General features: G+C 72.0%; 16 protein-coding genes. 5 read left to right on the top strand and 11 right to left on the bottom strand.

The window, feature by feature from the left end:
* Positions 1-85 precede the first annotated feature (85 nt).
* Positions 86-1,078 carry a mechanosensitive ion channel family protein gene (locus tag ACZ63J_RS30855; RefSeq protein WP_465408180.1) on the top strand — a complete coding sequence of 331 codons (993 nt, stop codon included), beginning with the start codon at positions 86-88 and terminating at the stop codon, positions 1,076-1,078.
* Between the two features lie 2 nt (positions 1,079-1,080).
* Here the strand turns inward: ACZ63J_RS30855 and ACZ63J_RS30850 are convergent, their stop codons facing one another.
* Positions 1,081-1,593 carry a hypothetical protein gene (locus tag ACZ63J_RS30850; protein WP_465408182.1) on the bottom strand — a complete coding sequence of 171 codons (513 nt, stop codon included), beginning with the start codon at positions 1,591-1,593 and terminating at the stop codon, positions 1,081-1,083.
* 120 nt (positions 1,594-1,713) lie between these two features.
* Here ACZ63J_RS30850 and ACZ63J_RS30845 point away from each other — a divergent pair, with 120 nt between their 5' ends.
* Both ACZ63J_RS30845 and ACZ63J_RS30840 read left to right on the top strand, forming a co-directional pair.
* Positions 1,714-2,097 (top strand): globin, encoded by a 384-nt coding sequence (locus tag ACZ63J_RS30845; protein WP_326960134.1) that lies wholly within the window; start codon positions 1,714-1,716, stop codon positions 2,095-2,097.
* Positions 2,097-3,650, top strand: a complete 1,554-nt coding sequence (locus ACZ63J_RS30840) for a glycoside hydrolase family 13 protein (RefSeq protein WP_465342388.1) — start codon at positions 2,097-2,099, stop codon at positions 3,648-3,650. Before ACZ63J_RS30845 ends, ACZ63J_RS30840 begins: the two co-directional genes overlap by 1 nt.
* Here the strand turns inward: ACZ63J_RS30840 and ACZ63J_RS30835 are convergent.
* The 8 genes from ACZ63J_RS30835 to ACZ63J_RS30800 all read right to left on the bottom strand — a co-directional run bounded on the left by ACZ63J_RS30835 (position 3,647) and on the right by ACZ63J_RS30800 (position 17,467).
* A complete protein-coding gene (locus tag ACZ63J_RS30835; RefSeq protein WP_465313241.1) occupies positions 3,647-4,084 on the bottom strand; it encodes a hypothetical protein in 438 nt (145 codons plus the stop codon). The two genes, ACZ63J_RS30840 and ACZ63J_RS30835, sit on opposite strands and share 4 nt — an antisense overlap.
* A gap of 54 nt (positions 4,085-4,138) precedes the next feature.
* Complete coding sequence (locus ACZ63J_RS30830; protein WP_465408184.1) at positions 4,139-4,387, bottom strand: hypothetical protein; 249 nt, start codon at positions 4,385-4,387, stop codon at positions 4,139-4,141.
* 55 nt (positions 4,388-4,442) lie between these two features.
* Entirely contained in the window at positions 4,443-5,078 is a 636-nt protein-coding gene (locus ACZ63J_RS30825) for a DUF8010 domain-containing protein (protein WP_465313243.1), read from the bottom strand.
* Positions 5,071-5,490, bottom strand: a complete 420-nt coding sequence (locus ACZ63J_RS30820; protein WP_465313244.1) for an acyl-CoA thioesterase — start codon at positions 5,488-5,490, stop codon at positions 5,071-5,073. The genes ACZ63J_RS30825 and ACZ63J_RS30820 overlap by 8 nt, the downstream gene beginning before the upstream one ends.
* Positions 5,487-10,472: an NAD-glutamate dehydrogenase gene (locus ACZ63J_RS30815; RefSeq protein ID WP_465408186.1), complete on the bottom strand. Its 4,986-nt coding sequence runs from the start codon at positions 10,470-10,472 to the stop codon at positions 5,487-5,489. The genes ACZ63J_RS30820 and ACZ63J_RS30815 overlap by 4 nt, the downstream gene beginning before the upstream one ends.
* Positions 10,473-11,072: 600 nt before the next feature.
* Positions 11,073-13,661 (bottom strand): hypothetical protein, encoded by a 2,589-nt coding sequence (locus tag ACZ63J_RS30810; RefSeq protein ID WP_465408188.1) that lies wholly within the window; start codon positions 13,659-13,661, stop codon positions 11,073-11,075.
* A 16-nt stretch (positions 13,662-13,677) separates the two neighbouring features.
* Positions 13,678-15,354, bottom strand: a complete 1,677-nt coding sequence (gene ettA / locus ACZ63J_RS30805) for an energy-dependent translational throttle protein EttA (protein WP_465313247.1) — start codon at positions 15,352-15,354, stop codon at positions 13,678-13,680.
* 148 nt (positions 15,355-15,502) lie between these two features.
* A complete protein-coding gene (locus ACZ63J_RS30800) occupies positions 15,503-17,467 on the bottom strand; it encodes a bifunctional copper resistance protein CopD/cytochrome c oxidase assembly protein (RefSeq protein WP_465408215.1) in 1,965 nt (654 codons plus the stop codon).
* A gap of 110 nt (positions 17,468-17,577) precedes the next feature.
* Here ACZ63J_RS30800 and ACZ63J_RS30795 point away from each other — a divergent pair, with 110 nt between their 5' ends.
* Complete coding sequence (locus tag ACZ63J_RS30795) at positions 17,578-18,216, top strand: phosphoglycerate mutase family protein (protein ID WP_465408190.1); 639 nt, start codon at positions 17,578-17,580, stop codon at positions 18,214-18,216.
* Here ACZ63J_RS30795 and ACZ63J_RS30790 read toward each other — a convergent pair.
* Both ACZ63J_RS30790 and ACZ63J_RS30785 read right to left on the bottom strand, forming a co-directional pair.
* On the bottom strand, positions 18,190-19,350 hold the full coding sequence (locus ACZ63J_RS30790; RefSeq protein WP_465408217.1) for a sensor histidine kinase: 1,161 nt from the start codon (positions 19,348-19,350) through the stop codon (positions 18,190-18,192). The two genes, ACZ63J_RS30795 and ACZ63J_RS30790, sit on opposite strands and share 27 nt — an antisense overlap.
* A gap of 197 nt (positions 19,351-19,547) precedes the next feature.
* Positions 19,548-20,723: an MFS transporter gene (locus ACZ63J_RS30785; RefSeq protein ID WP_465408192.1), complete on the bottom strand. Its 1,176-nt coding sequence runs from the start codon at positions 20,721-20,723 to the stop codon at positions 19,548-19,550.
* A 242-nt stretch (positions 20,724-20,965) separates the two neighbouring features.
* Between ACZ63J_RS30785 and ACZ63J_RS30780 the strand changes: the two genes are divergently transcribed.
* On the top strand, positions 20,966-21,349 hold the full coding sequence (locus ACZ63J_RS30780) for a peptidase inhibitor family I36 protein (RefSeq protein ID WP_465342379.1): 384 nt from the start codon (positions 20,966-20,968) through the stop codon (positions 21,347-21,349).
* Positions 21,350-22,161: the final 812 nt, after the last annotated feature.

Genomic DNA, 22,161 nt, shown 5'->3' with positions numbered 1-22,161 from the left:
TTACAAGACGTGTCACATCCGCGCGACCCAACATCCACTCGAAGTTGGGAAAACCGACCTGATCGGAAAGGATGATCGAACTCCCGTGTCCCCCCTGCTCACCGCGGCCGGCGGCCAGACGCCTTGCATCACGGACGCCAGCACCCTCTGCTACCAGGTGTTCCAGGCCACGAACAACGAGTGGCTGGCCGGCTCGACCAACTGGCTGCTGACCAAGCCGCTGAAGATCCTGATGATCGTCGTGATCGCGTTCGTCGTACGGCTGATGATCAGACGGCTGATCAACCGCGTCACGACGCTGCCCCGCTCCGGCGGCAAGCTCCCCGCGCTGCTGCGGCCCCTGCGCGAGCGCGCCCCCGAGGTGCTCGGCTCCGCCGTGATCGAACGCCGCCGCCAGCGCGCCCAGACCATCGGCTCGGTGCTGAAGTCGATGGCGACGTTCCTGGTCTACGGCCTCGCCTTCATCCTCGTGCTGGGCGAGCTGGGCCTGAACCTCGGCCCGATCATCGCCTCGGCCGGCATCATCGGCGTCGCGATCGGGTTCGGCGCGCAGAACCTGGTGAAGGACTTCCTGTCCGGCATCTTCATGATGGTCGAGGACCAGTACGGCGTCGGCGACGTCGTCGACATCGGCGAGGCCACCGGCACCGTCGAGGCCGTGGGCCTGCGGATCACCACGCTGCGCGACCTCAAGGGCACGGTCTGGTACGTCCGCAACGGCGAGGTGCTGCGCGTCGGCAACTCGAGCCAGGGCTTCGCGGTCGCGGTGGTCGACGTCCCGCTCGGCTACACCGCCGACGTCGAGCGCGCGTCCACTGTGCTCATGGCCGCCGCCTCGGCGGCCACCGAGAGCGAGACGCTGCAGGCGAACGTCCTCGAGCCGCCGGAGATGCTCGGTGTGGAGAGCGTCACGCCGGAAGGCATCCAGCTGCGCCTGACGGTGAAGGTGCGCCCGGGCAAGCAGTGGGCGGTCCAGCGGGCCCTGCGCGGCCAGCTGCTGGCCGCGCTCGAGGAAGCCGGCTTCGAGCCGCCGCTGGGCCGGCTGTTCCCGAACTCCGCCACCGCCCTCGAGAAGTGACGTCAGCCTGAGAAGTACTCGCGGCGCCCCGCGAGCCGGGCGGGCCGGTCCCGCTCGGCGTCCGGGTCCTCCGCCAGGTGCTCCCGGAAGTACTCCAGCACCTCGTCCCGGTCGGCGCGGTCACTGCGCTCGACGTGCTCGAGAGTCGCGGCCACACCGGCGGGGAACAGCAGGAAGGCGTCGACGCCGGAAAACGTGTCGAAGCTCGTGGTCTTCGCTTCCCAGATGAGCCAGACGTCTTCGGCGTGGCCGCACTCGCCGAGCAGCAGGACCGCCAGGCCGAGGCTGTCGTCGAAGCCCCAGCCGTCCTCGTGGAGGCGGATCTCCTGCTCCAGGAGGTACCGGAGGAACCCGGCGTCGGAATCACGGCGGTCCCGCAGCAGCAGGTGGAGCACGGCTTCCCGCGCCGCGTGGTGGGCGTCGCCGGGCAGGCCGTCCTCGTCGAGGGTCCCGGCGAAAGCGAGCTCGCTCCACCGTTGCGGGTCGGCGCGCCAGCCGTCGAGTCCGGTGGTCACGGTCCGAGACCCTAACCCCGCGCCGTTACGCTGGGAAACGGGTTTGCGACCATCCGGAAACGTTCGGTCCCCGGCGTCGGAACCCCGCACCCGAAGGGCAAAATGGAAGGCGTGTCTGCAGTGAGCGAACCGGCGAACCTCTACGAAGCGGTGGGCGGCGAACCCACGTTCCGCCGGATCGTCGGGCGGTTCTACGAGGAGGTGGCGCGGGACGAGATCCTGCGCCCGCTCTACCCCGAGGAGGACCTCGGCCCGGCCGAGGAGCGGTTCCGGCTGTTCCTCATGCAGTACTGGGGCGGCCCCCACACCTACTCCGACCAGCGCGGGCACCCGCGGCTGCGGATGCGGCACGCGCCGTTCAAGATCGGGCCGATCGAGCGGGACGCCTGGCTGCGCTGCATCCGGATCGCCGTCGACGAAGAGAACCTCGACGAGCCCTACCGGCAGCAGCTGTGGGCGTACCTCGAGATGGCCGCCCACAGCATGATGAACAGCTTCGTCTGATGAGAGCCGGGCCCGACTGGTGGCGGGATGCCGTGTTCTACCAGGTCTACGTGCGCTCGTTCGCCGACTCGGACGGCGACGGCGTCGGAGACCTGGAAGGCATCCACTCCCGGCTCGGTTACCTGGAGCTGCTGGGCGTCGACGCGCTGTGGCTGACGCCGTTCTACCGCTCCCCGATGGCCGACCACGGCTACGACATCGCCGACCCGCGCGACGTCGACCCGATGTTCGGCACCCTCGGCGACTTCGACGTGCTGCTGACCGAGGCGCACAAGCGCGGCATCAAGGTCACCGTGGACGTCGTCCCCAACCACACCAGCAACCAGCACGCCTGGTTCAAGTCGGCGATGGCGGCCGCGCCGGGCAGCCGGGAGCGCGAGCGGTACGTCTTCCGCGACGGCGTCGGCCCGAAGGGCGAGGACCCGCCCAACAACTGGGTCAGCGCATTCGGCGGCCCGGCCTGGACCCGCGTGCCCGACGGCCAGTGGTACCTGCACCTGTTCGCGCCGCAGCAGCCGGACCTGAACTGGGCCAACCCCGAGGTCGCCGCCGACCTGGAGCGCACGCTGCGGTTCTGGCTCGAACGCGGCGTCGACGGCTTCCGGATCGACGTCGCGCACGGCATGGCCAAGCCGCCCGGCCTGCCGGACATGGACCCGCGCGCGAACGCGCTGGGGCCGAGCCACTACTACGACCCGCGGTGGGACCACGACGGCGTCCACGAGATCCACCAGATGATCCGCAAGGTGCTCGACGAGTTCCCGGACGCGATGGCCGTCGGCGAGATCTGGGTGACCGACGAGGAGCGGCTCTCCCGCTACCTGCGGCCCGACGAGCTGCACCTGGCGTTCAACTTCCGGCTGGTGCTGACCCACTTCGACGCCGATGCGATGCGCACGGCCATCGAGCGGTCCCTGGCGGTGCCGGCTCGCACCGGGGCGCCCGCGACCTGGACGCTGGGCAACCACGACGTCTGGCGCCAGGTCAGCCGCTACGGCGGCGGGCCCACCGGAGTCCGGCGCGCCCGGGCGATGGCGCTGGTCGAGCTGGCCCTGCCCGGCGCGGTCTACCTGTTCAACGGCGAAGAGCTCGGCCTGGCCAACGTGGACATCCCGGTCGCCGAGATGGCCGACCCGCGCGCGAAGACGAGCGGCGCCGAGTTCGGCCGCGACGTCTCCCGCGTCCCCCTGCCCTGGGAGGGCGACCTGCCGCCGTTCGGGTTCTCCCGCAACCCGCGCACGTGGCTGCCGATGCCGGCCGAGTGGGCCGGGCTGACGGTGGAAAAGCAGATCGAGGACGAGGACTCGACGCTTTCGCTGTACCGCCAGGCGATCGAGCTGCGCAAGACGCATCCGGCGTTCGGCGGGGAAGAGCTGGAGTGGTACGGCGCGCCGGCGGGGTGTTTCGCGTTCCGCCGCAAGGGCGGCGGGCTCGTGTGCGCGCTGAACACGTCGGCGAGCCCGATCGCGCTGCCGCCGGGCGAGGTGCTGCTGGCCAGCAGCCCGCTGGTGAACGGCAAGCTCCCGGCCGACGCGGCGGCCTGGCTGGTCTAGAGCGGGACCCACCGGCCGGGCTTGACGACTTCGGCCGCCTCCGGCGCCGTGCCGCGCGCGATCTGGTTGACCCGCTGGTGCGACAGGCCGACCAGGTCGGCGATCGCCCGCTGCGGGATCTGGCCGTTCAGCGTGGCGACCAGGCGGGCGCGGACGCCTTCACGCCACCGCGTCACCTCTTCGGCGAGCCGGTCCGCCTCCTGGTACTGCAGGACTAGGTCGGTCGCGTCCGCGTCGTCGAACTCGTAGCGCCAGCGGAGGTGGAACCGCTCGGCCGGGAGACCCGTCAGGTTCGCGACCGTCTTCCGCATGCCGGGCTCGACGTCGGCGAACTGCTTGAACTCACCCTCGGCACCGTCGAGGCCGTCGGTCACCTTCGCCGTCCACAGACCGGCTTCGCGGGTCACGGCCACGGTGAACGCCGGGAACCTCATCAACTGGCTCACCTCCGGGAAGGCGCGGACCGTAACCAATCGGTCCCGAGGCTGTCAACCGCCCTGGTCGCCCGAGCCGTCGTCGAAGGCGCCGCTCGCCAGCCACGCCACGAGGGCCGCGGCCTGGAGGTAGGGCGCCGCTTGGGCGGCCGCCCGGCCCGCCGCTCGCGTGCGGCCCCACCTCTCAGGTCTTCCGGCGCGCTCCGGCGCCTGCTCACCCGGTGGGCGGTCACGCCGCCACGGCGTCTCCGAAGTGCGGACCTCGTCGAGGAAGTCCGCGGTCGGGTCGTCGTCCGGGGTCATGCCTCCAGCGTGCCACCGACCACCGGTGCACGCCCGAGCCACAAGGATTCCGTAATCAGAACAGCAGCGGCAGCAGCGCGTGGCGGCGCCGGACGATCGCGCCGTAGCGGGCGTCCAGGCGCATCCACGAGTCCGTCGCCGTCACGCGGACGACGTCACCCTCGACGTCCGAATCCACAAAACCCATGCCCGACATCGCGAAGAGGCAGCGCATCTGGACCTTGATCTCGACCGAACCGCCGGTCACCGTCAGCACCGCCTGGTCCATCAGCGACGCCGGCGGGGTGCCGTGCGGGCCGGCGTTGTCCCTGGCCAGCGTCACGCCGCGGTCGGCGAGGTCCGCGACGACGGCTGCGGGGAGCTCGTCGACCAGCTGCCAGCGGCCGGGCGCCGGCAGCTCGCCGTGCCACAGCAGGTCGCGCGCCGGGCCCGGGTCCATCCGCGGCCCGCCCGCCACCGTCAGCGCGGCGAGCAGCTCGTTGCCGGACACCGTGACGTCGCCGGGGGTGACGTCCCCGGCCACCGCGCGGGTGGCCAGGCACTCGAACGGCGTCGCCGTCCAGGCCTCGACAACGCCGTCACCGCGCCGGCGCAGCCGGACGGCCGTATTGCCGTCCAGCCGGACCGCGCGGGCGACAAACGCACCGAGGGTCTCCCGGTCCGCCGCGTCCGGCACGAACAACTCAGGCATCCGCGAACCCCTGCTTCAGAAACTCCGACTCGGGCGGGCTGAGCCTACGCGGCCGCAGCGCGACCGTGTCGTACGGCGCCAGCACCGTCTCCGCCGTCACCGCCACCGGATCCGCGGCGTCCGGCCCGGTGTGCACGCGGTAGGACAGCGTGAAGCTCGCCGCCCGCAGCTCGGTCAGGTCGATGTCGACGCGCAGCTGCTGCCCGGTCACCACGATCGGCGCCTTGTAACCGACCGCCAGCCGGACCACGACGATGCCCTTCGGCAGCTGCTCGACGCCTGCCTTCACCGCCCCCTCGAACAGCAGCGGGATCCGCGCCTCTTCGAGCAGCGTCACCATCTTCGCGTGGTTGATGTGGCCGTAGACGTCCATGTCCGTCCAGCGCGGACGGACCAGCGAAACGTAGGTCACCGCACCGTGCTCCGGATCTGGCGCGCGGCCACCGAGAGCGTCGCCAGGTCGAGCCGGCCGGACTTGTGGATCTCGTCCAGCGCGACGCGCGCCCGCTGCAGCCGCGAGGAGTTCGTCTTCTCCCACTGGGCGATCTTGGCGTCGCCGGACGTCCCGGGATCGCTGTGCCGCAACGCGTCCAGCGTGATCGCCCGCAGCGAGCCGTAGACGTCGTCGCGCAGCGAAAGCCGGGCGAGCGCGTGCCAGCGGTTGCCGCGTTCGAGCGCGCTGATCTCGGTCAGCATCTTGTCGACGTCCAGGTGGTCCGAAAGCGCGTAGTACAGCTCCGCGGTTTCGGCCGGGCTGTGCGTCGCGTCCACGCCGATCTGCTGCTCGGCGAGCTCGGCCACCTCGGTGACGTCGAGCAGGCCGTAGGTGTGCAGCAGCAAGGAAACCCGGCGGGCGAGCCCCGGCGGGACGTTGCCCGCGATCAGCTCGTCGACGTGCGTCTGCACCGACTCCGCCTCGCGGCCGCGCAGCAGGTCGCCGATCTTCGGGACGAGCTCGCCGAGCACCCGGCCGAAGCGGTTGATCTCCGCCAGCGGCGCGAGCGGCTGCGGCCGGTTGGTGAGGAACCAGCGCGCGGCCCGGTCGAGCAGCCGCCGTGTCTCCAGCACCATCTCGTCGGCGACGTCGGTGTGCACGACGTTGTCCAGCGCGTCGATCTCCGCCCACAGCGCGGGCAGGTCGAACACGCGCGTCACCACCGCGTACGCGCGCACCGCGTCGGTCGCGGTCGCGTTCATCTCCTCCATCAGCCGGTAGACGAAGGAGATGCCCCCGCCGTCGACAACCTCGTTGGCGATGAGCGTGGTGATGATCTGGCGGCGCAGCGGGTGCTCGCCGATCGCGGGGGCGAACCGTTCGCGCAGCGGCTTCGGGAAGTACTCGGGCAGCCGGCCGGCGAACACCTGCGAGTCGGGCAGGTCACTGGCCAGCAGCTCGTCCTTCAGCTCCAGCTTGACGTGCGCGAGCAGGGTCGCGAGCTCCGGCGAGGTCAGGCCCTTGCCCGCCTTCTCCAGCTCGCGGAACTCCGAGTTGCTCGGCAGCGCCTCGAGCTTGCGGTCGAACGCGCCCGCGGACACCAGCGCCTGGACCTGCCGCGCGTGCACCGACAGCATCGGCGCGGCGTGCGCCCGGCTGACGCCGAGCACCGCGTTCTGCCGGTAGTTGTCGTCGAGCACGAGCGCGCCGACCTCGTCGGTCATCTCCACCAGCAGCTCGTTGCGCTGGGCCTCCTCGAGCTTCCCGGTCTGCACCAGGTGGTCGAGCAGGATCTTGATGTTGACCTCGTGGTCGGAGCAGTCGACGCCGGCCGAGTTGTCGAGCGCGTCGGTGTTGATCTTGCCGCCGGCGCGGGCGAACTCGATCCGGCCCAGCTGGGTCAGGCCGAGGTTGCCGCCCTCGCCGAACACCTTGACGCGCAGCTGCTTGCCGTCGACGCGGATGGCGTCGTTGGCCTTGTCCCCCGCCGCCGCGTGGGTCTCGGACTCCGCCTTGACGTAGGTGCCGATGCCGCCGTTCCAGAGCAGTTCCACCGGCGCCAGCAGGATCGCCTGGATGAGGTCCATCGGCGCGAGCGCGGTGACGTTCTCGTCGAGGCCGAGGGCGGCGCGGACCTGCGGGCTGATCGGGATCGACTTCGCCGACCGCGGGTAGATCCCGCCGCCTTCGCTGATCAGCGAGCGGTCGTAGTCGTCCCACGAGCTGCGCGGCAGGTCGAACAGCCGGCGGCGCTCGGCGAACGTCGCCGCGGCATCCGGGTCCGGGTCGAGGAACACGTGCATGTGGTTGAACGCCGCGACCAGCCGGATGTGCTCGGACAGCAGCATGCCGTTCCCGAAGACGTCACCCATCATGTCGCCGATGCCGACGACGGTGAAGTCCTCGGTCTGGGTGTCCTTGCCCAGCTCGCGGAAGTGCCGCTTGACGCTCTCCCAGGCACCCTTCGCCGTGATGCCCATGGCCTTGTGGTCGTAGCCGACCGAGCCACCGGAGGCGAAGGCGTCCCCGAGCCAGAAGCCGTACTTCGCCGACATCTCGTTGGCGATGTCGGAGAACTTCGCGGTGCCCTTGTCCGCCGCGACGACCAGGTACGAGTCGTCCGCGTCGTGCCGGACGACACCCGGCGCGGGCACGGTCTTGCCCTCGATCCGGTTGTCGGTCAGGTCGAGCAGGCCGGCGATGAACATGCGGTAGCAGGCGATGCCCTCGTTCAGCTGGGCGTCGCGGTCGATGCTCGCGTCCCCGGTCGCGACCGGCGGGCGCTTCACGACGAAGCCGCCCTTCGCGCCGACCGGCACGATCACGGCGTTCTTCACCGCCTGCGCCTTGACCAGGCCGAGGATCTCGGTGCGGAAGTCCTCCCGCCGGTCCGACCAGCGCAGACCACCGCGTGCGACCTCGCCGAAGCGCAGGTGCACACCCTCGACACGCGGCGAGTAGACGAAGATCTCGAACCGCGGGCGCGGCTCGGGCAGGTCGGGCACCCCGGCCGGGTCGAGCTTGATCGCCAGGTAGCTCCGCGGGTTCCCGTCGAAGTCCGTGACGTGGTAGTTCGTCCGCAGCGTGGCCCGGATGACGGCCATCAGCCGGCGCAGGATGCGGTCTTCGTCGAGGCTGGTGACCTCGTCGATCATCGCGCTCAGCTCGCTTGCCAGCGCTTCGGTGGCGGCTTCGCGGTCGGTCTCGCCCAGCTGCGGGTCGAAGCGGGCCTCGAACAGCCGCAGCAGCTTCGTCGCGACCTGCGTGTGGTTCAGCAGCGTGTTCTGGATGTAGTCCTGGGAGAACGCGCTCCCGGCCTGGCGCAGGTACCGCGAGTACGCGCGCAGCACGGCGGCCTGGCGCCAGGTGAGCCCGGCCCGCAGGACCAGGCCGTTGAGCCCGTCGACCTCGGCGTCGCCCCGCCAGGCGGCCTGGAAGGCGTCCTGGAAGCGGTCGCGCAGCTCGCTGACGGCGGCCTCGCTCGCCTCGCCGAGCATCTTCTGGTTGATGCGCAGGCCGAAGTCGTAGATCCAGCACGGGCCGCCGTCTTCGCGGTGCAGCTCGTACGGCCGCTCGTCGACCACCTCGACGCCCATCGCCTGCAGCACCGGGAGCACCTTCGACAGCGTCACGCCCTCACCTCGGAGGTAGAGCTTGAACCGCCGCTCGCCGGGCTCGGCGTCGCCGGGCAGGTAGAACGACAGCGCGAGGTCACCCTCGTCGCTGAGGGAGTCCAGCGCCCGGAGGTCGGCGAGCGCCTCACCGGCGGAGAAGTCCTCCTTGTAGCCCTCGGGGAAGACGCTCGCGTAGCGCTGCCCCTGCTCGGTCGCCGACTCCTCGCCGAGGACACCGACGGCCACCCCGCCGTCCGAGCGCTCCCGGCGTTCGTCGAGGACCGCCTCGACCATCCGGTCGTCCCAGCTGCGCACGGCGTTGTTCAGCCGCTCCTGGATCCGCTGCGTGTCCGGCTCGAGCCGGCGCGCGGGATCGGTGTGGACCATGAAGTGCACCTGCGCCAGGACGGTCTCGCCGATCCGCGCGCTGTATTCGAGCTGGGTGCCTTCGAGCTCTTCGAGCAGGACCTCCTGCATCGCCAGCCGCGACCGCGTCGTGTAGCGGTCCTGCGGGAGGTAGACGAGGCAGGAGTAGAAGCGGCCGTACGGGTCGCGGCGCAGGAACAGCCGCAGCCGGCGGCGGTCCGACAGCGTGATCGCGCCGGTCGTCGTCGAGTACAGCGAGTCGGTGTCGGCGGAGAACAGGTCGGCGCGCGGCCAGTTCTGCAGGACCTCGAGCATCCGCTGGCCGGAGAAGGACTCCATCGGGAACCCGGCGCGGTGGATGACCTCGCGGACCCGCTTGCACACCACCGGGATGTCGAGCACGTTCTCGTGCAGCGCGGTGGTGGTGAACATGCCGAGGAAGCGGTGTTCGCCGGTGACGGTGCCTTCGGCGTCGAAGGTCTTCACCCCGACGTAGTACGGGTAAACCGGCCGGTGCACGGTCGACGGCGCGCTGGCCTGGGTCAGCACCAGCAGCGTCGGCGAGAGCGCGGACGCGGCGGTGTCCGGGCCCGCGGTGAGGCCGCGGGCGGCGAGGCTGTCCTGGCGCAGCACGCCCAGGCCGGAGGCCAGGACCGCGCGCAACGCGGGGTCGTCGGCGTCCGGGTGCGGGTTGTCGATCAGCTCGTAACGGCGGTAGCCGAGGAAGGTGAAGTGCCCGTCGGCCAGCCAGCGCAGCAGCCGGGCGCCCTCGGCGACCTCGGCCTGCGGCAGCTGCGGCGGGTGCGTCTCCAGCTCTTCGGCGAGCTGGCAGGCGGTCTGGGCCATCTTGTCGGCGTCTTCGACGACCTCGCGGACGTCGCCCAGCACGCTGGAGAGCCGGTTGTCGAGCTCGCGGGCGCGGTTCGGGTCGGTGACGAAGTCGATCTCGATGTACATCCACGACTCGGCGGCCGAGTTCGCCGGCGGCGCGGCCGGGTCGGCGTCCGGGTGGACTTCCTGCAGCTCACCGGTGAGATCGCGGGTGACGACGACGATCGGGTGGACGATCCGCTGCACCTGCACGCCGTCCCGGGCGAACTCGGCGGCAATCGAGTCGACCAGGTAGGGCATGTCGTCGGTGACCACCTGCACGACGGTGGCTTCGCGCGCCCAGCCGTCTTCGGCGACGGTGGGGTTCAGCAGCCGCACGGCCGGGCGGCCGGGCATCCGGTGCTTGGCGAGCTGCAGCTGCGAGCGGACGGCGCCGACCAGGTTGACGGGCTCGTCGCCGACGATCTCTTCGGCCGGGATGTGCCGGTAGTAGAGCCGGATGAGCTCCCCGATCTCCGGCGCCAGGCCGGCGGCGGCGTCGATCAGGTCGTCCCTGATCTGCTCCGGGCTGGCCGGGGAGCGCTGGCCGAACTCGGGTTCGGTTTCGGCTCCGGTTCCGGGTAGGGACGAGACTCCGGTCGAGCTCATTTGAGGCAACTCTCCAGTATGCGTGAGGTGGCACCGTGCCGGTTCGGCTCTGAACCGGACCACCCCACACTAATGCGCCGCGCCCACTGATCACACGAAGACCCGGGGGGTTGGTTCGCAGGGAAAACCCCTACCCGGCCTGCGAATTCGCGTGATCGGTCAAGCTACTGACGGGTTGTGTCCGGCCCGGGCGCGCGGCGCTGACCAGCCGCGCTCAAGGGCCGTCACCGGCCACGGAGCCATCATGATCGGTTCAGCTGGAGGTGTTGCGGGGAGGCCGACGCCGTTCGGCGAACGGTGACGGCCGGTCGGCGACCCCGCAAGTGCGACCGATCCCACTGCGACGCGCCCGGGGTGATTCGGCGACGGGCTGGGGTGGTTCGGCGACCGAGAGGGGTGCGGCGGGGGTGAACCCCGGCAAAACCGGCGATTCGGCGAGTGTGGCGCAGGACCCGCGCGGCGGCATGACTGCGGTATCGCCGAGGGCGGCGGCGTGGGGCCGCCCGCGGCGCAGCCGCAGGCCAACCGCCCAAGCCCGCTGCAGCGCAAAACTGGCACCACGCCAGTCATCGCGAACCGCAGCAGCGCGAGGCCGCCGGATCAGTCGCCGGAGCCGTGGCGGCGGGAGTCCGAAACCTCCGCGCCGTGACCGTTGCGGCCGTGGCCGTTGCGGCGGCCCGTGTCCTGCGACCCCAGCTTCTTGACGAGCGCGGCCGCACTGGCCGTGCCCGCCTGGTGCTCGGCGAGCGCGCGGGCGAGGAGGTCGGCGAGCCCGGCGTCCGGCGGCGGCTCGTCCTCCGCGATGGCGCGGGCGTAGCTCTCCGGGAACGGCGCGGTCGCCGGCGTCCAGTGGCCGAAGTCCTCCATCGGCTCCAGCGACGGCGGCATCCGCAGCCGCGGCAACCAGGGCTCGACCTCGTCGCGGTAGTCCGGCGCCGACGGCGGCTCGTCCTCGGGCCGCGGCGGCGGGGCGAGCTCCGGCTCGGGCCGCGACGGCTCCTCGGCACGCGCTTCGGCATCCTCCGCCCGCCGGCGGCCGCCCCCGGCGCCGCCACCCGAGGAAGAGATGCCCAGCCGGTCGAGCACCGACCGCGCGGCTTCGGAGCCGTGCTCGGCATCGTGCCGCGTCGACGGCTGCGGCTCACGACGTCCACCGGGCTCCCACGGCTCCCGCTCGGCGGCCGGCTCGGGCGCGAGCGGCAGGGCGGGCGTGACGCGCGTGGGCGCCGACTCCCGTTCGGCTTCGGTCTCCTTCAGCCGCGCCTCCGCGAGGGCGGCCCAGGAGAACTTGGTCTTCCCGCCGTCGACGGGCGTGGGCGCCTCGGGGGTGCGTTCCGGACGCACCTCGACCGGCTCGGACCGGAAGTCCGGCTCCGGCGACGCGGACCGCACCTCGACCGGTTCCGCCGAAAAGTCCGGCTTCGCACGCCGCCCCGGCGCCGCGGGCCGCGACTCGGCCGGCTCCGCCCGGAACTCCGGTTCCCTACGCTGTCCCGGCGACGCCTCGGCCGCTTCCGGCCGATTCCCCGATCCGGCGGACCGCACCTCGGGCTCCGGCTCGGCACGCTTCCCAGTCGACGCAGACCGCACCGGCTCCGGCGCTGCGGGCCGCGCCTCTGACCGCACCTCGACCGGCTCCGCCCGCCGCTCCGGCGCGGGTCGCACCTCGACCGGCTCGGCCCGGAACTCCGGCTCCGCCCGCCCCACCGGCCCGGACCGCACCTCGATCGGCTCGGGACGGGCCGCCGGGCGCTCCGGACGTCGCTCGACGACCACCGGTTCCGGCCGCAGCCGCGGTTCGGGCCGCCGGGCCGGCGCGGGTTCGTCGCGCACCGCGGGCATCAGCGTCGTCTCGGCCGCGTCCGCGGTCACCTTGGGCCGCTCGAACGACCACGCGGGCGCCGGCTGCCGGGGCGCCGGGTTCTCCTCGCGGCCGAACGACCACGTGGGCGTCCGCGGCTCGGCGGGCTGCGGGGTGGGAGGAGCTGCCGGCGGCGAAACCGGCTCGGCCGCGACCACCGGCACCGCCCGTGACGGGACCGCCTTCAGCACCTCGTCGAGATCGACCGAAGCGGGCTCACCCGAGCCGAACTCGCCGGCCAGGACGTTGCACGCCTGCCGCCGCGCTCGCGCGTGCAGCTGCTCGGCCGCCCGCGAGCGGTACAGGCACGCGATGGCTTCTTCGGGCTGCCCGAACCGCTCCTGCAGCTGCGCCAGCTCCAGCCACAACCGGGCGGTGACGGCGGACATGCCGTGCCGGTCGGTGCTCGCCACGGCTTCGCGGACGAGCTCGATCGCCGCCTCGCCGGCGCCGGCGGGCAGCATGATCCGCGTCGCGACGGCCAGCCGCAGCCAGCCCGCCGGCGCGATGCCCGCCGCTCGCACGGGTTCGGCCAGCACCGGCTCGGCGATCTCGTACGCCATTTCGGTGTCGCCGCGGTCGAGCAGCGTGCTCACCAGCAGCAGCACGAGCCGGATCCGGACGAGGCCGCCGTCGTCGGCCGGGTTGTCGAGCTTCTCCAGGAAGCCGAGCCCGGTCCGCGCCGCGTCGGCCGCCGCCGTCAGGTCGCCGTGGCGACGCCGGTGGGCCGCCGTGCCGACGCGCAGCAGCGCCCGCACCAGCAGCTGGGTGTCGGCGCCGAGGGACTCGTCACCGAGGACCAGCTTGTCCGCCTCGACGAGCGCCCGGTCCAGCTCGGTTTTCCGGCCCAGCAGACCGAGGCAGCCGACCAGGTGGGTCAGCGCCGCGGCGCGGTGGACCGGCGACACGACCGGGTCGGTCAGCACCGGCCGCAACGCGGCGAGCCCGGTCAGCGGCACGCCCAGGCCGCGGGCGCAGACGGCGAGGTCGATGCGCAGGCGGGCGGCGATGTCGCCGTACCCGGCGTGCTCGGCCGCGCGCAACGCCGCGACCGCGCGCCCGACCGTGCCCGGCCGGTCGCCGAGCCGGACGCGCGCGGACACGACCAGGCTCTCGGCCCGGATCCACTGCTCGTCGGCGCCGGCGGCTTCGGACAGCGCGGCGGCGCGCTCCCCGAGCACGAGCGCGAGCTCGGGCGCCCGCAGGTGCAGGGCGTCCGCCCGCTCGATCAGCCGGCCGACTGCGGAGAGGGTTCCCCCGGCATTGGCGGAGCGCCCGCTCTCCTCCCGGGAGAACGGGCCCGTCCGGTGCGCTTTGCTGGCTTCCACGGGGAAACCCGCCCCCTCAGTCGCGGGTCAGCTTGCGGTGGGTGACACGGTGCGGGCGGGCGGCCTCGGCGCCCATCCGCTCCACCTTGTTCTTCTCGTACCCTTCGAAGTTGCCCTCGAACCAGAACCACTGCGCGGGGTTCTCGTCGGTGCCTTCCCAGGCCAGGATGTGCGTCGCGACCCGGTCGAGGAACCACCGGTCGTGGGAGATCACGACGGCGCAGCCGGGGAACTGCTCCAGCGCGTTCTCCAGCGAGCCCAGCGTCTCGACGTCCAGGTCGTTCGTCGGCTCGTCGAGCAGGATCAGGTTTCCGCCCAGCTTGAGCGTCAGCGCCAGGTTGAGCCGGTTGCGCTCACCACCGGAGAGCACGCCCGCCGGCTTCTGCTGGTCCGGGCCCTTGAAGCCGAACGCGCTGACGTAGGCGCGCGACGGCATTTCGGTCTGCCCGACGTGGATGTAGTCCAGCTCGTCGGAGACGACCTGCCAGACCGTCTTCTTCGGGTCGATCCCGCCGCGGTTCTGGTCCACATAGGACAGTTTGACCGTCTCGCCGATCTTGACGACGCCGTCGTCCGGCTCCTCGAGCCCCACGATCGTCTTGAACAGCGTGGTCTTGCCGACGCCGTTCGGGCCGATCACGCCGACGATACCGTTGCGCGGCAGGTCGAACGACAGGCCGTCGATGAGGACGCGGTCGTCGAAGCCCTTCTTGAGCTTCTCGACCTCGACCACGACGTTGCCCAGCCGCGGGCCCGGCGGGATCTGGATCTCTTCGAAGTCGAGCTTGCGGTGCTTGTCCGCCTCCGCCGCCATCTCCTCGTAGCGGTCGAGCCGCGACCGGGACTTGGTCTGGCGCGCCTTGGCGTTGGACCGCACCCACTCGAGCTCGGTCTTCAGCCGCTTGGCGAGCTTCGCGTCCTTCTTGCCCTGGACCTCGAGGCGCTCGCGCTTCTTCTCCAGGTACGTCGAGTAGTTGCCCTCGTAGCCGACGACGCGGCCGCGGTCCAGCTCCATGATCCACTGGGCCACGTTGTCGAGGAAATACCGGTCGTGGGTCACGGCCAGGACGGCGCCGGCGTAGCGGGAGAGGAACTGCTCCAGCCACAGGACACTCTCGGCGTCCAGGTGGTTGGTGGGCTCGTCGAGCAGCAGCAGGTCCGGCGCGGACAGCAGCAGCTTGCACAGCGCGACGCGGCGGCGCTCACCACCGGAGAGGTGCGAGACGCCCTCCTCGGGCGGCGGGCAGCGCAGCGCGTCCATCGCCTGCTCGACGGTCGAGTCGAGCTCCCAGGCGTCGGCGTGGTCCAGCTCCTCCTGGAGCTGGCCCATCTCCTCCATCAGCGCGTCGCTGTAGTCGGTCGCCATCAGCTCGGCGATCTCGTTGTAGCGGTCGAGCTTGGTCTTGATCTCGCCGAGGCCCTCCTCGACGTTCCCCCGGACCGTCTTCTCCTCGTTGAGCTCCGGCTCCTGCATGAGGATGCCGACGCTCGCGCCCGGCTGGAGGAACGCTTCGCCGTTGCTGGCCGTCTCGATCCCCGCCATGATCTTGAGAACGGTGGACTTACCGGCACCGTTCGGCCCCACCACGCCGATCTTGGCGCCGGGGTAGAACGCGGTGCTGACGTCGTCGAGGATGACCTTGTCCCCGACGGTCTTGCGCACCTTCTTCATGGTGTAGATGAACTCGGCCATACGCACGATCGTAGAGCGCACGTGATCGCGACCTGACGCCGGTCACCGTCGGACTACCGAAAGTCAGCCCGGGATCACCGGGAGAACACCGAAACCGCCGTTTTGCCCCGCTCCGGGCCCAGGCTCAAGCTCAACCAGAAGTCGAGACTCAGTCGGCGCGCTTGCCCTCGGCGAGGTTCTTCAGCATCGCGTTGTAGGCGTTCAGCTCTTCGTCGCCGGTCGCCGCTTCGCGCCGGTCACGCCGCTTCGCCTCGCGCTCGTCCTGGCGCGACCACTGCACCAGCAGCGCGATCAGCACCAGCAGCACCGGCAGCTCGCCGGACGCCCAGGCGATACCGCCGCCGAGCCGCTGGTCGGTGAGCAGGTCCGGCACCCACGGCAGGTGCAGCTGGCTGTAGAACGCCTGCCCGATCACGGTCTGGGTGCTCATCAGGATGACGCCGAAGAACGCGTGGAACGGCATGGCGGCGAACATCATGCCGAGCCGGCCGAGGTACGGGATCCGCCGCGGCGCCGGGTCGACGCCGATCACCGGCCAGTAGAAGACGTACCCGGCGAGCAGGAAGTGCGCGTTCATCGCCAGGTGCGCCCAGTGGTAGTTCAGCGCGTTGTCGAACAGGCCGGAGAAGTACAGCGCGTAGAACGAGCCGACGAACAGCAGCAGCGCGACCACCGGGTGGGTGAGGAACCGCGACACCGGGGAGTGCACCGCCGCGACGAGCCACTCGCGCGGGCCGGGCGGGGCGTCCTTGCCCGCGGCCGGCAGGGCGCGCAGCGCGAGCGTCACCGGCCCGCCGAGCACGAACAGCACCGGCGCCACCATCGACAGCAGCATGTGGTTGCCCATGTGCACGCTGAACATCGCGGGCGCGTACCGGCCGATGCCCGACGACGTCGCGATCAGCAGGACGACGCAGCCGGCGATCCAGGCGACCGTGCGGCCCACCGGCCAGGTGTCCCCGCGGCGGAGCAGCCGCCGGACCCCGGCGAGGTACAGGCCGCCGACGACCAGCGCGAGCGTGCCGTAGACCAGGTCGAACCGGGTGTCGAAGAGCAGCCGCCACACCGTGGGTGGGCCGTCGAGGTTGTAGCCGATCAGCAGCTCGGTGGTGGACGGCTGGGTGACCGCGTCCGCCGGTGGCGGCGTCCGGGCCAGCCCGGCGGCGATGCCGATCGTCACGAACATGATCAGGATCTCGACCGCGGCCAGCCGCATCAGCTGGCCGCCGCCCTTGCCGTCGACGAGGTCCGCGACGCCCTTCTGCCGTTGCTGGTGGCCGAAGACCCCGAGCAGCAGCAGCGCGACCGTCTTCGCGACGACCAGGAGGCCGTAGTCGGTGGTGAACAGGTCGTTCAGGCCGATCCGGACCAGCGCGTTGACCACGCCGGAGATCGCCATCACGATCCAGCAGACCAGCGCCAGCCGCGAGAACCGCTGCGCGGCCAGGCTCAGGTGGTTCCCGCGCCGGTAGCCGAGCGCGAGCAGCGCGACCAGCCCGCCGACCCACAACGACGCGGCGACCAGGTGGAACAGCAGGCTGTTGGTGGCGACGTCGTGCGAGCCGCCCGACGCCGAATGCCCGGTGACCGCGACCGGGACCAGCCCGCCGACGGCCAGGAAGAACAGCACCGCCGTCCAGCCCCAAGACAGCGCAAGCCGGCAGCCGAGCGCGACCAGGACCGCGATCAGCGCCGCCCACAGCCAGGCCTTCGGCTGCTCGATGGCGCCGACGAGGTCGAGCAGCGTCTGCGGGTCCAGGACGTCGCCGAACGGCTTCCCGGCGGTGTCGGCGGCGGTGAAGGCGACCGAGAGCAGCGCCGCGGCGAACCACACCCAGGCGGCGATCCCGGCCGCGCGCAGGGCGCCGTAGCCCTCGGCGCCGAGCGTGCCGGACTTCTGCGGCGGCACCAGGAACGCGGCCAGCAGCAGCGACCCGACGCAGATCACCGACGCGGCTTCCGACAGCACGCGCATGACGGTGATGCCGTACTTGGTCACCAGGCCCGGATCCGGCAGGCCGGCGATGACGTACCCGGCCCCGCCGGTGAGCGCGATCAGCCCGATCGCGACGACCGCGGCCAGCAGCACGCCGACCGAAACGAGGGGTAGCACGCTGGCCCGGCGCTGCGAGGGGACGCCGGTTTTCGTCACGGACTGCTCGGACACGCCCCTGAGCGTATGCCCCGGCCGGGTCATGCCCGCGTGACGGGCAGGATGGAAGCGTGAAGATGATCCTCCTGCGGCACGCCGAGTCGCTCGGCAACGTCGACGAGCTCGCCTACACGCGGATCCCGGACCATGCCCTGCCGCTGACCGACGCGGGCCGCAAGGAGGCCGCCGCGGTGGCCCCGGAGATCGTCCGGCTGCTCGGCGGCGCGCGTCCCGCCGTGTACGTCAGCCCGTACCTGCGCACCCGGGAAACGTTGCGGCTGCTGGACATCGAGGCCGCGTGCGAGCGGCTGCTGCAGGAGCCGCGGCTGCGCGAACAGGACTGGGGCAACCTCCAGGACCCGGCCGAGCAGGAGCTCCAGAAGGCGCGGCGCAACGAGTTCGGGCACTTCTTCTACCGGCTGCCGTTCGGCGAGTCCGGCGCGGACGTCGACGACCGCGTCGCCGCGTTCCTCTCCGACCTGCGGCAACGCGACGAAACTCACCCCGAGACCGTGCTGATCGTCTCGCACGGGCTCACGCTGCGGCTGCTGTGCCGCCGGCTCTTCGGCTGGAGCATCGAGCTGTTCGAGTCGCTGTCCAACCCGGCGACCTGCGAATACCGCGTCCTCGAGGAATACGGCGGCAAGTGGACGCTGGACCGCCCGTTCGCCCAGTGGCGGGACTCACCCGACGGGGAAACGCAGCTCTAGCGGCGCGGTCAGCACGACCCGGGTGCCCTGGCCCGGCGCCGAGTCGATCCGGGCGCCGCCGCCGATCTCGGCCATCCGGGCGTGGATCGAGTTCTCGATGCCGAACCCGGCGCGGTGGGCGCCGGTGTCGAAGCCGGTCCCGTGGTCGCGCACGGACACCGTGACGACGTTTTCGCGCGCTTCGAGGCACACGACGGCTGTGTAGGTTTTCGCGTGCTTCAACGTGTTTCGCAGCGCTTCGCGGGCCGCGTCGTGCAGCGCGTTGACGACGGCTTCGGGCACGTCGGACGGCTTCGCGAGCGTGACGAGGTCGACGCGCAGGCCGTCCGCCGTCATCTCGACCGCGAGCGCGCCCAAGCGGTGTTCGAGGCCACCCGGCTCCGCGGGCACGGCGCCGTCCAGGCTCAGCCGCAGGCGCAGGGCGTGCGCGCGGGCGGTCCGGCGGACCTGGTCGAGGCTGCCGACCGGGTCGAGCGCGTCCCGGGGCGCCGGCAGCGCGAGCGACTCCATCACCTGCAGGACGGTGTCGTGCACGTCCCGGCGGTGCCGTTCCCGCTCGGCGGCCCGGCCGCGCTGCTCGCCCAGCCCGAGCGCGAACCGCATCGACCCGGCGACCAGCAGCACGATCGCCAGCGCCGTCAGTGCGGCCGCAACCAGGGCGAGCAGGATCCACGTCGCGGGTGCGGGCGTGCCCGAGAGCTCGGCCATGCCGTAGCGCAGCAGCACGGCGCCGAGGATCGCCACCGCGCCGGCCGGCGCCCCGCGCAGCAGCGTCCACACCATGACCGTGCCCATGATGTTCGGCCAGGTCAGGGTGAGCAGGTCGGGTGAGTGCGCCGCGAACCCGGCCGCGGCCAGGCTCGTGACGAGCGTGTACGCGGTGTCGGCGGCCAGCACCGGCTTGATGCCGGCGGCCCGCTGGAAGACCCAGGCCACCTCGAGCAGGTTCGGCACCAGGTAGAGCGCGACGGCGAGCCAGAGCACCGGCGCGCTCAGCGGGCCGCCGGCCCAGACCGCCTGCAGGAACAGCGCGAGCCGGAACGCGACCGGCACGAGCACCAGCCGCGGCACGGCGCCCTGCACCAACGGAAATCCTGCCCCTCCGGCGAGCGCCCCCGCTCCGCCGAGCAGCACAGTTCTCACGACGTCCTCCCCGGATCAAGGCCCCTACCCTGACCAGCCCACCTGAAACCGTAACGTCGGTGTATTCATTTCAGCTTACGACGCGATCAGCTTGCCCCGCGCGCTTCCGCGCTGTCAACGGGGGTGGGGACCGTAGGGTCTGTCCGGGAAGAGACGCGGCCCGGGAGCGCCCGGCTCCCGGGTTTTTGTCACGATTCGACCGTCAGCGCGGCGTCTTCCCGCCGCCGGGCCCGGCGGGCGCCGAGCGCGGCGGGCAGGATCAGGGCGGCCACCGCGGCGACAAAACCGAACGCGACGCCGTAGTTCGTCACCTGCGCGATGCCGCCGACGATCGGCGGCCCGCCGAGGAAGCCCGTGTAGGCGATGGCCGTGACGAAGCCGATCTCGCGCTCGCCGCCGGTGCCGTCACCGCGTTTCCCGGCGTCCCCGGCGAGGCTGAGCGCGAGCGGGAACGACGCGGCGAGCCCCGCGCCGGCCAGCGCGAACCCGGCGTAACCGATGGCCGCGACGGGGACGGTGGCCGTGGCGAGCAGCCCGGCGGCCGCCACCGCGGCGCCCACGGCGAGGCAGCGGGTCGGGCCGAACCGCCGCTGGGTCCACGGTCCGGCCAGCCGGACCAGTGCCATGACCAGCTGCAACCCGGCGAACGCCAGGGCCGCCGCACCCTGGCCGACACCGCGTTCGGCCGTCATCAGCAGCGCGGACCAGTCCGAAGCCGCGCCTTCGGCGATGGCCGAGCACAACGCGACCGCGGCGAGCAGCCACAGCACCGGACGGCGGATCGGCGCGCGGCTGCGGGTCACGACGGGTGCTTCGGTGTGCTCGGGGTGGATGCCCGGCACCGCGCGGACCACGAGCAGCAGCACCACGACCGCGACGACGGCGGCCACGGTGAGGTGGCGAGCCGGCGACCAGCCGTAGCCGGCGGCGAGGCCCGCGGCCAGTGAGCCGGCGAGCGCGCCGAAGCTGAACCCGGCGTGGAACACCGCCATGACCGGCTTGCCGGCCCGGCGTTCGACGGCCACGGCTGCGACGTTCATCGCGACGTCGAGCATCCCGACGCTCACGCCGATCACGAGCAGCGCGCCGGCCAGCAGCGGCACGTTCGGCGCGTAGCCGATCAGCACCAGCGCTACGGCGGCCAGCGTGGTGCTGCCGGCAACGACCGCGCGGGCCCCGGCCCGTTCGATGAGCCGTCCCGACACCGAGGCGGCGGCGAGCATGCCGACGCTGGCGCCGAGCAGGGCCAGGCCGAAGATCCCCGGGGACGCGTGCACCTGCGCGGCCAGCGCGGGCGTGCGCGACGCCCACGAGCCGAGCGCGAGCCCGTTGAGGGCGAACACGGTGAACACCGCGGTCCGCATGGCTGCCCCTTCCGTCGTGCGCTTCGGGGAGTGTCTCGCAGGCCGGCTGCACATAACATCGCCTCCCCCTCCCCGCAAGACCTCCCGCGAAGTTGTGGACAACCATTCCCCCACCGGGTGACCGGCGCCGACTTGTCCACAGAATCGAATTTGCGGGCTGACAAATCCTCGCCCGCCCGCCAATCTGGAATCACACGTTCACCGCGGCCCCCAGAGCCGCGACTCCCGAGGGGAAACCATCCATGTCTTCACTGCGCCTTCGTGCCCGCGTCCCGCACCTGCTGATCATGGCCGCGCTCAGCCTGCTGACCTGCACCGGAGCGGCCCAAGCCGCCTCCGCCGCGGAGGATCCGGGCTGTCAGAAGGGCGAGTTCTGCCTGTGGTCGTCGAACGTCTACGAAGGGGACACGCAGCGTTTCGACCTGCGCACCGCGAATCCCGGGGAATGCATTCCGCTGCCGGAAGGATTCGCCGGCTGGTCGTTCGCGAATCTGATGAGCCGCGACGTCACGGTGTACCAGAGCGAGGAATGCTCGACGGAGGGCGATTTCACGACGTACCCGGGCGGCGGCACGTACGTCCCGGACGCGCCGTTCGTGGTCCGCGGCATCCAGATCTGGGAGTGACCGAGTGACCCGGGCCCGAGCCCGCCGCCCGCTCCAGGGGGAGCCGGCTCGCGGCGGCGGCCGGGCCCGCCCGGGGCCGCTCCCCCCGAACAGCGGCCCCACCCGTGGGCGCACCACTGCGGCGTGGCGCGCCCACGGGCCCCCTAACCAGCGGCTCGCCGCCTGTGGCCGCCCGCAACACCGGGCCTCACGCCTGGTTCCGAGCGGCGACTGCCCGCAGGAGCCGGCTCATCACGACCGGTTCCACCCGGCGGACGCTTCCTCGCCGCGGCGGCTGCACCTGGCACGGGTTCAAGCCCGGAGGCCTCTCCATCTGCGGTTTGGTGTCCGGCTGGCCCGCCTCCCGTTCCGGCCCGGCGGGGCATCTCTCCGCGCAGTTGCGAACGGCCCCTGTGCCGATTCGCAGGCAGGCGCCACCCGGCGGCTGCGACCTGGCGTCCAGGACCGGTCAAGGCCGAGCAGGCACCTCTCCGCAGCATCGGCGGCCTGGTGTCCAGCACCGGCCAGGCTCAGCAAGCACCTCACCACCCACAGCTGCAGCCCCGCACCCAGAACCAACCAGGCCCAGCAACCGCACCTGCAGCCCGACATCCCAGCTCGCCCACCTCAGATCCCCGCCCGGCGGCGCATCTCTCCGCGCAGTTGCGAACGGCCCCCGGGCCGATTCGCAGGCGAGCAGGGCGCCACCGGCGGCTGCGACCTGGCGTCCAGTACCGCTCAAGGCCGAGCAGGCACCTCTCCGCAGCATCGGCGGCCTGGTGTCCAGCACCGGCCAGGCTCAGCAAGCACCTCACCACCCACAGCTGCAGCCC

The organism is Amycolatopsis sp. NPDC104863, from assembly GCF_055582965.1.
This window is presented reverse-complemented; position numbering and strand designations above follow the sequence as displayed.

What these genes read in the sequence shown, in the direction of transcription:
- ACZ63J_RS30840 (WP_465342388.1), top strand. Translation starts at nt 2,097, where the DNA reads ATGAGAGCCGGGCCCGACTGGTGGCGGGATGCCGTGTTCTACCAGGTC.
- ACZ63J_RS30835 (WP_465313241.1), bottom strand. Translation starts at nt 4,084, where the DNA reads ATGAGGTTCCCGGCGTTCACCGTGGCCGTGACCCGCGAAGCCGGTCTG.
- ACZ63J_RS30830 (WP_465408184.1), bottom strand. Translation starts at nt 4,387, where the DNA reads ATGACCCCGGACGACGACCCGACCGCGGACTTCCTCGACGAGGTCCGC.
- ACZ63J_RS30825 (WP_465313243.1), bottom strand. Translation starts at nt 5,078, where the DNA reads ATGCCTGAGTTGTTCGTGCCGGACGCGGCGGACCGGGAGACCCTCGGT.
- ACZ63J_RS30815 (WP_465408186.1), bottom strand. Translation starts at nt 10,472, where the DNA reads ATGAGCTCGACCGGAGTCTCGTCCCTACCCGGAACCGGAGCCGAAACC.
- ettA (WP_465313247.1), bottom strand. Translation starts at nt 15,354, where the DNA reads ATGGCCGAGTTCATCTACACCATGAAGAAGGTGCGCAAGACCGTCGGG.
- ACZ63J_RS30785 (WP_465408192.1), bottom strand. Translation starts at nt 20,723, where the DNA reads ATGCGGACCGCGGTGTTCACCGTGTTCGCCCTCAACGGGCTCGCGCTC.
- ACZ63J_RS30780 (WP_465342379.1), top strand. Translation starts at nt 20,966, where the DNA reads ATGTCTTCACTGCGCCTTCGTGCCCGCGTCCCGCACCTGCTGATCATG.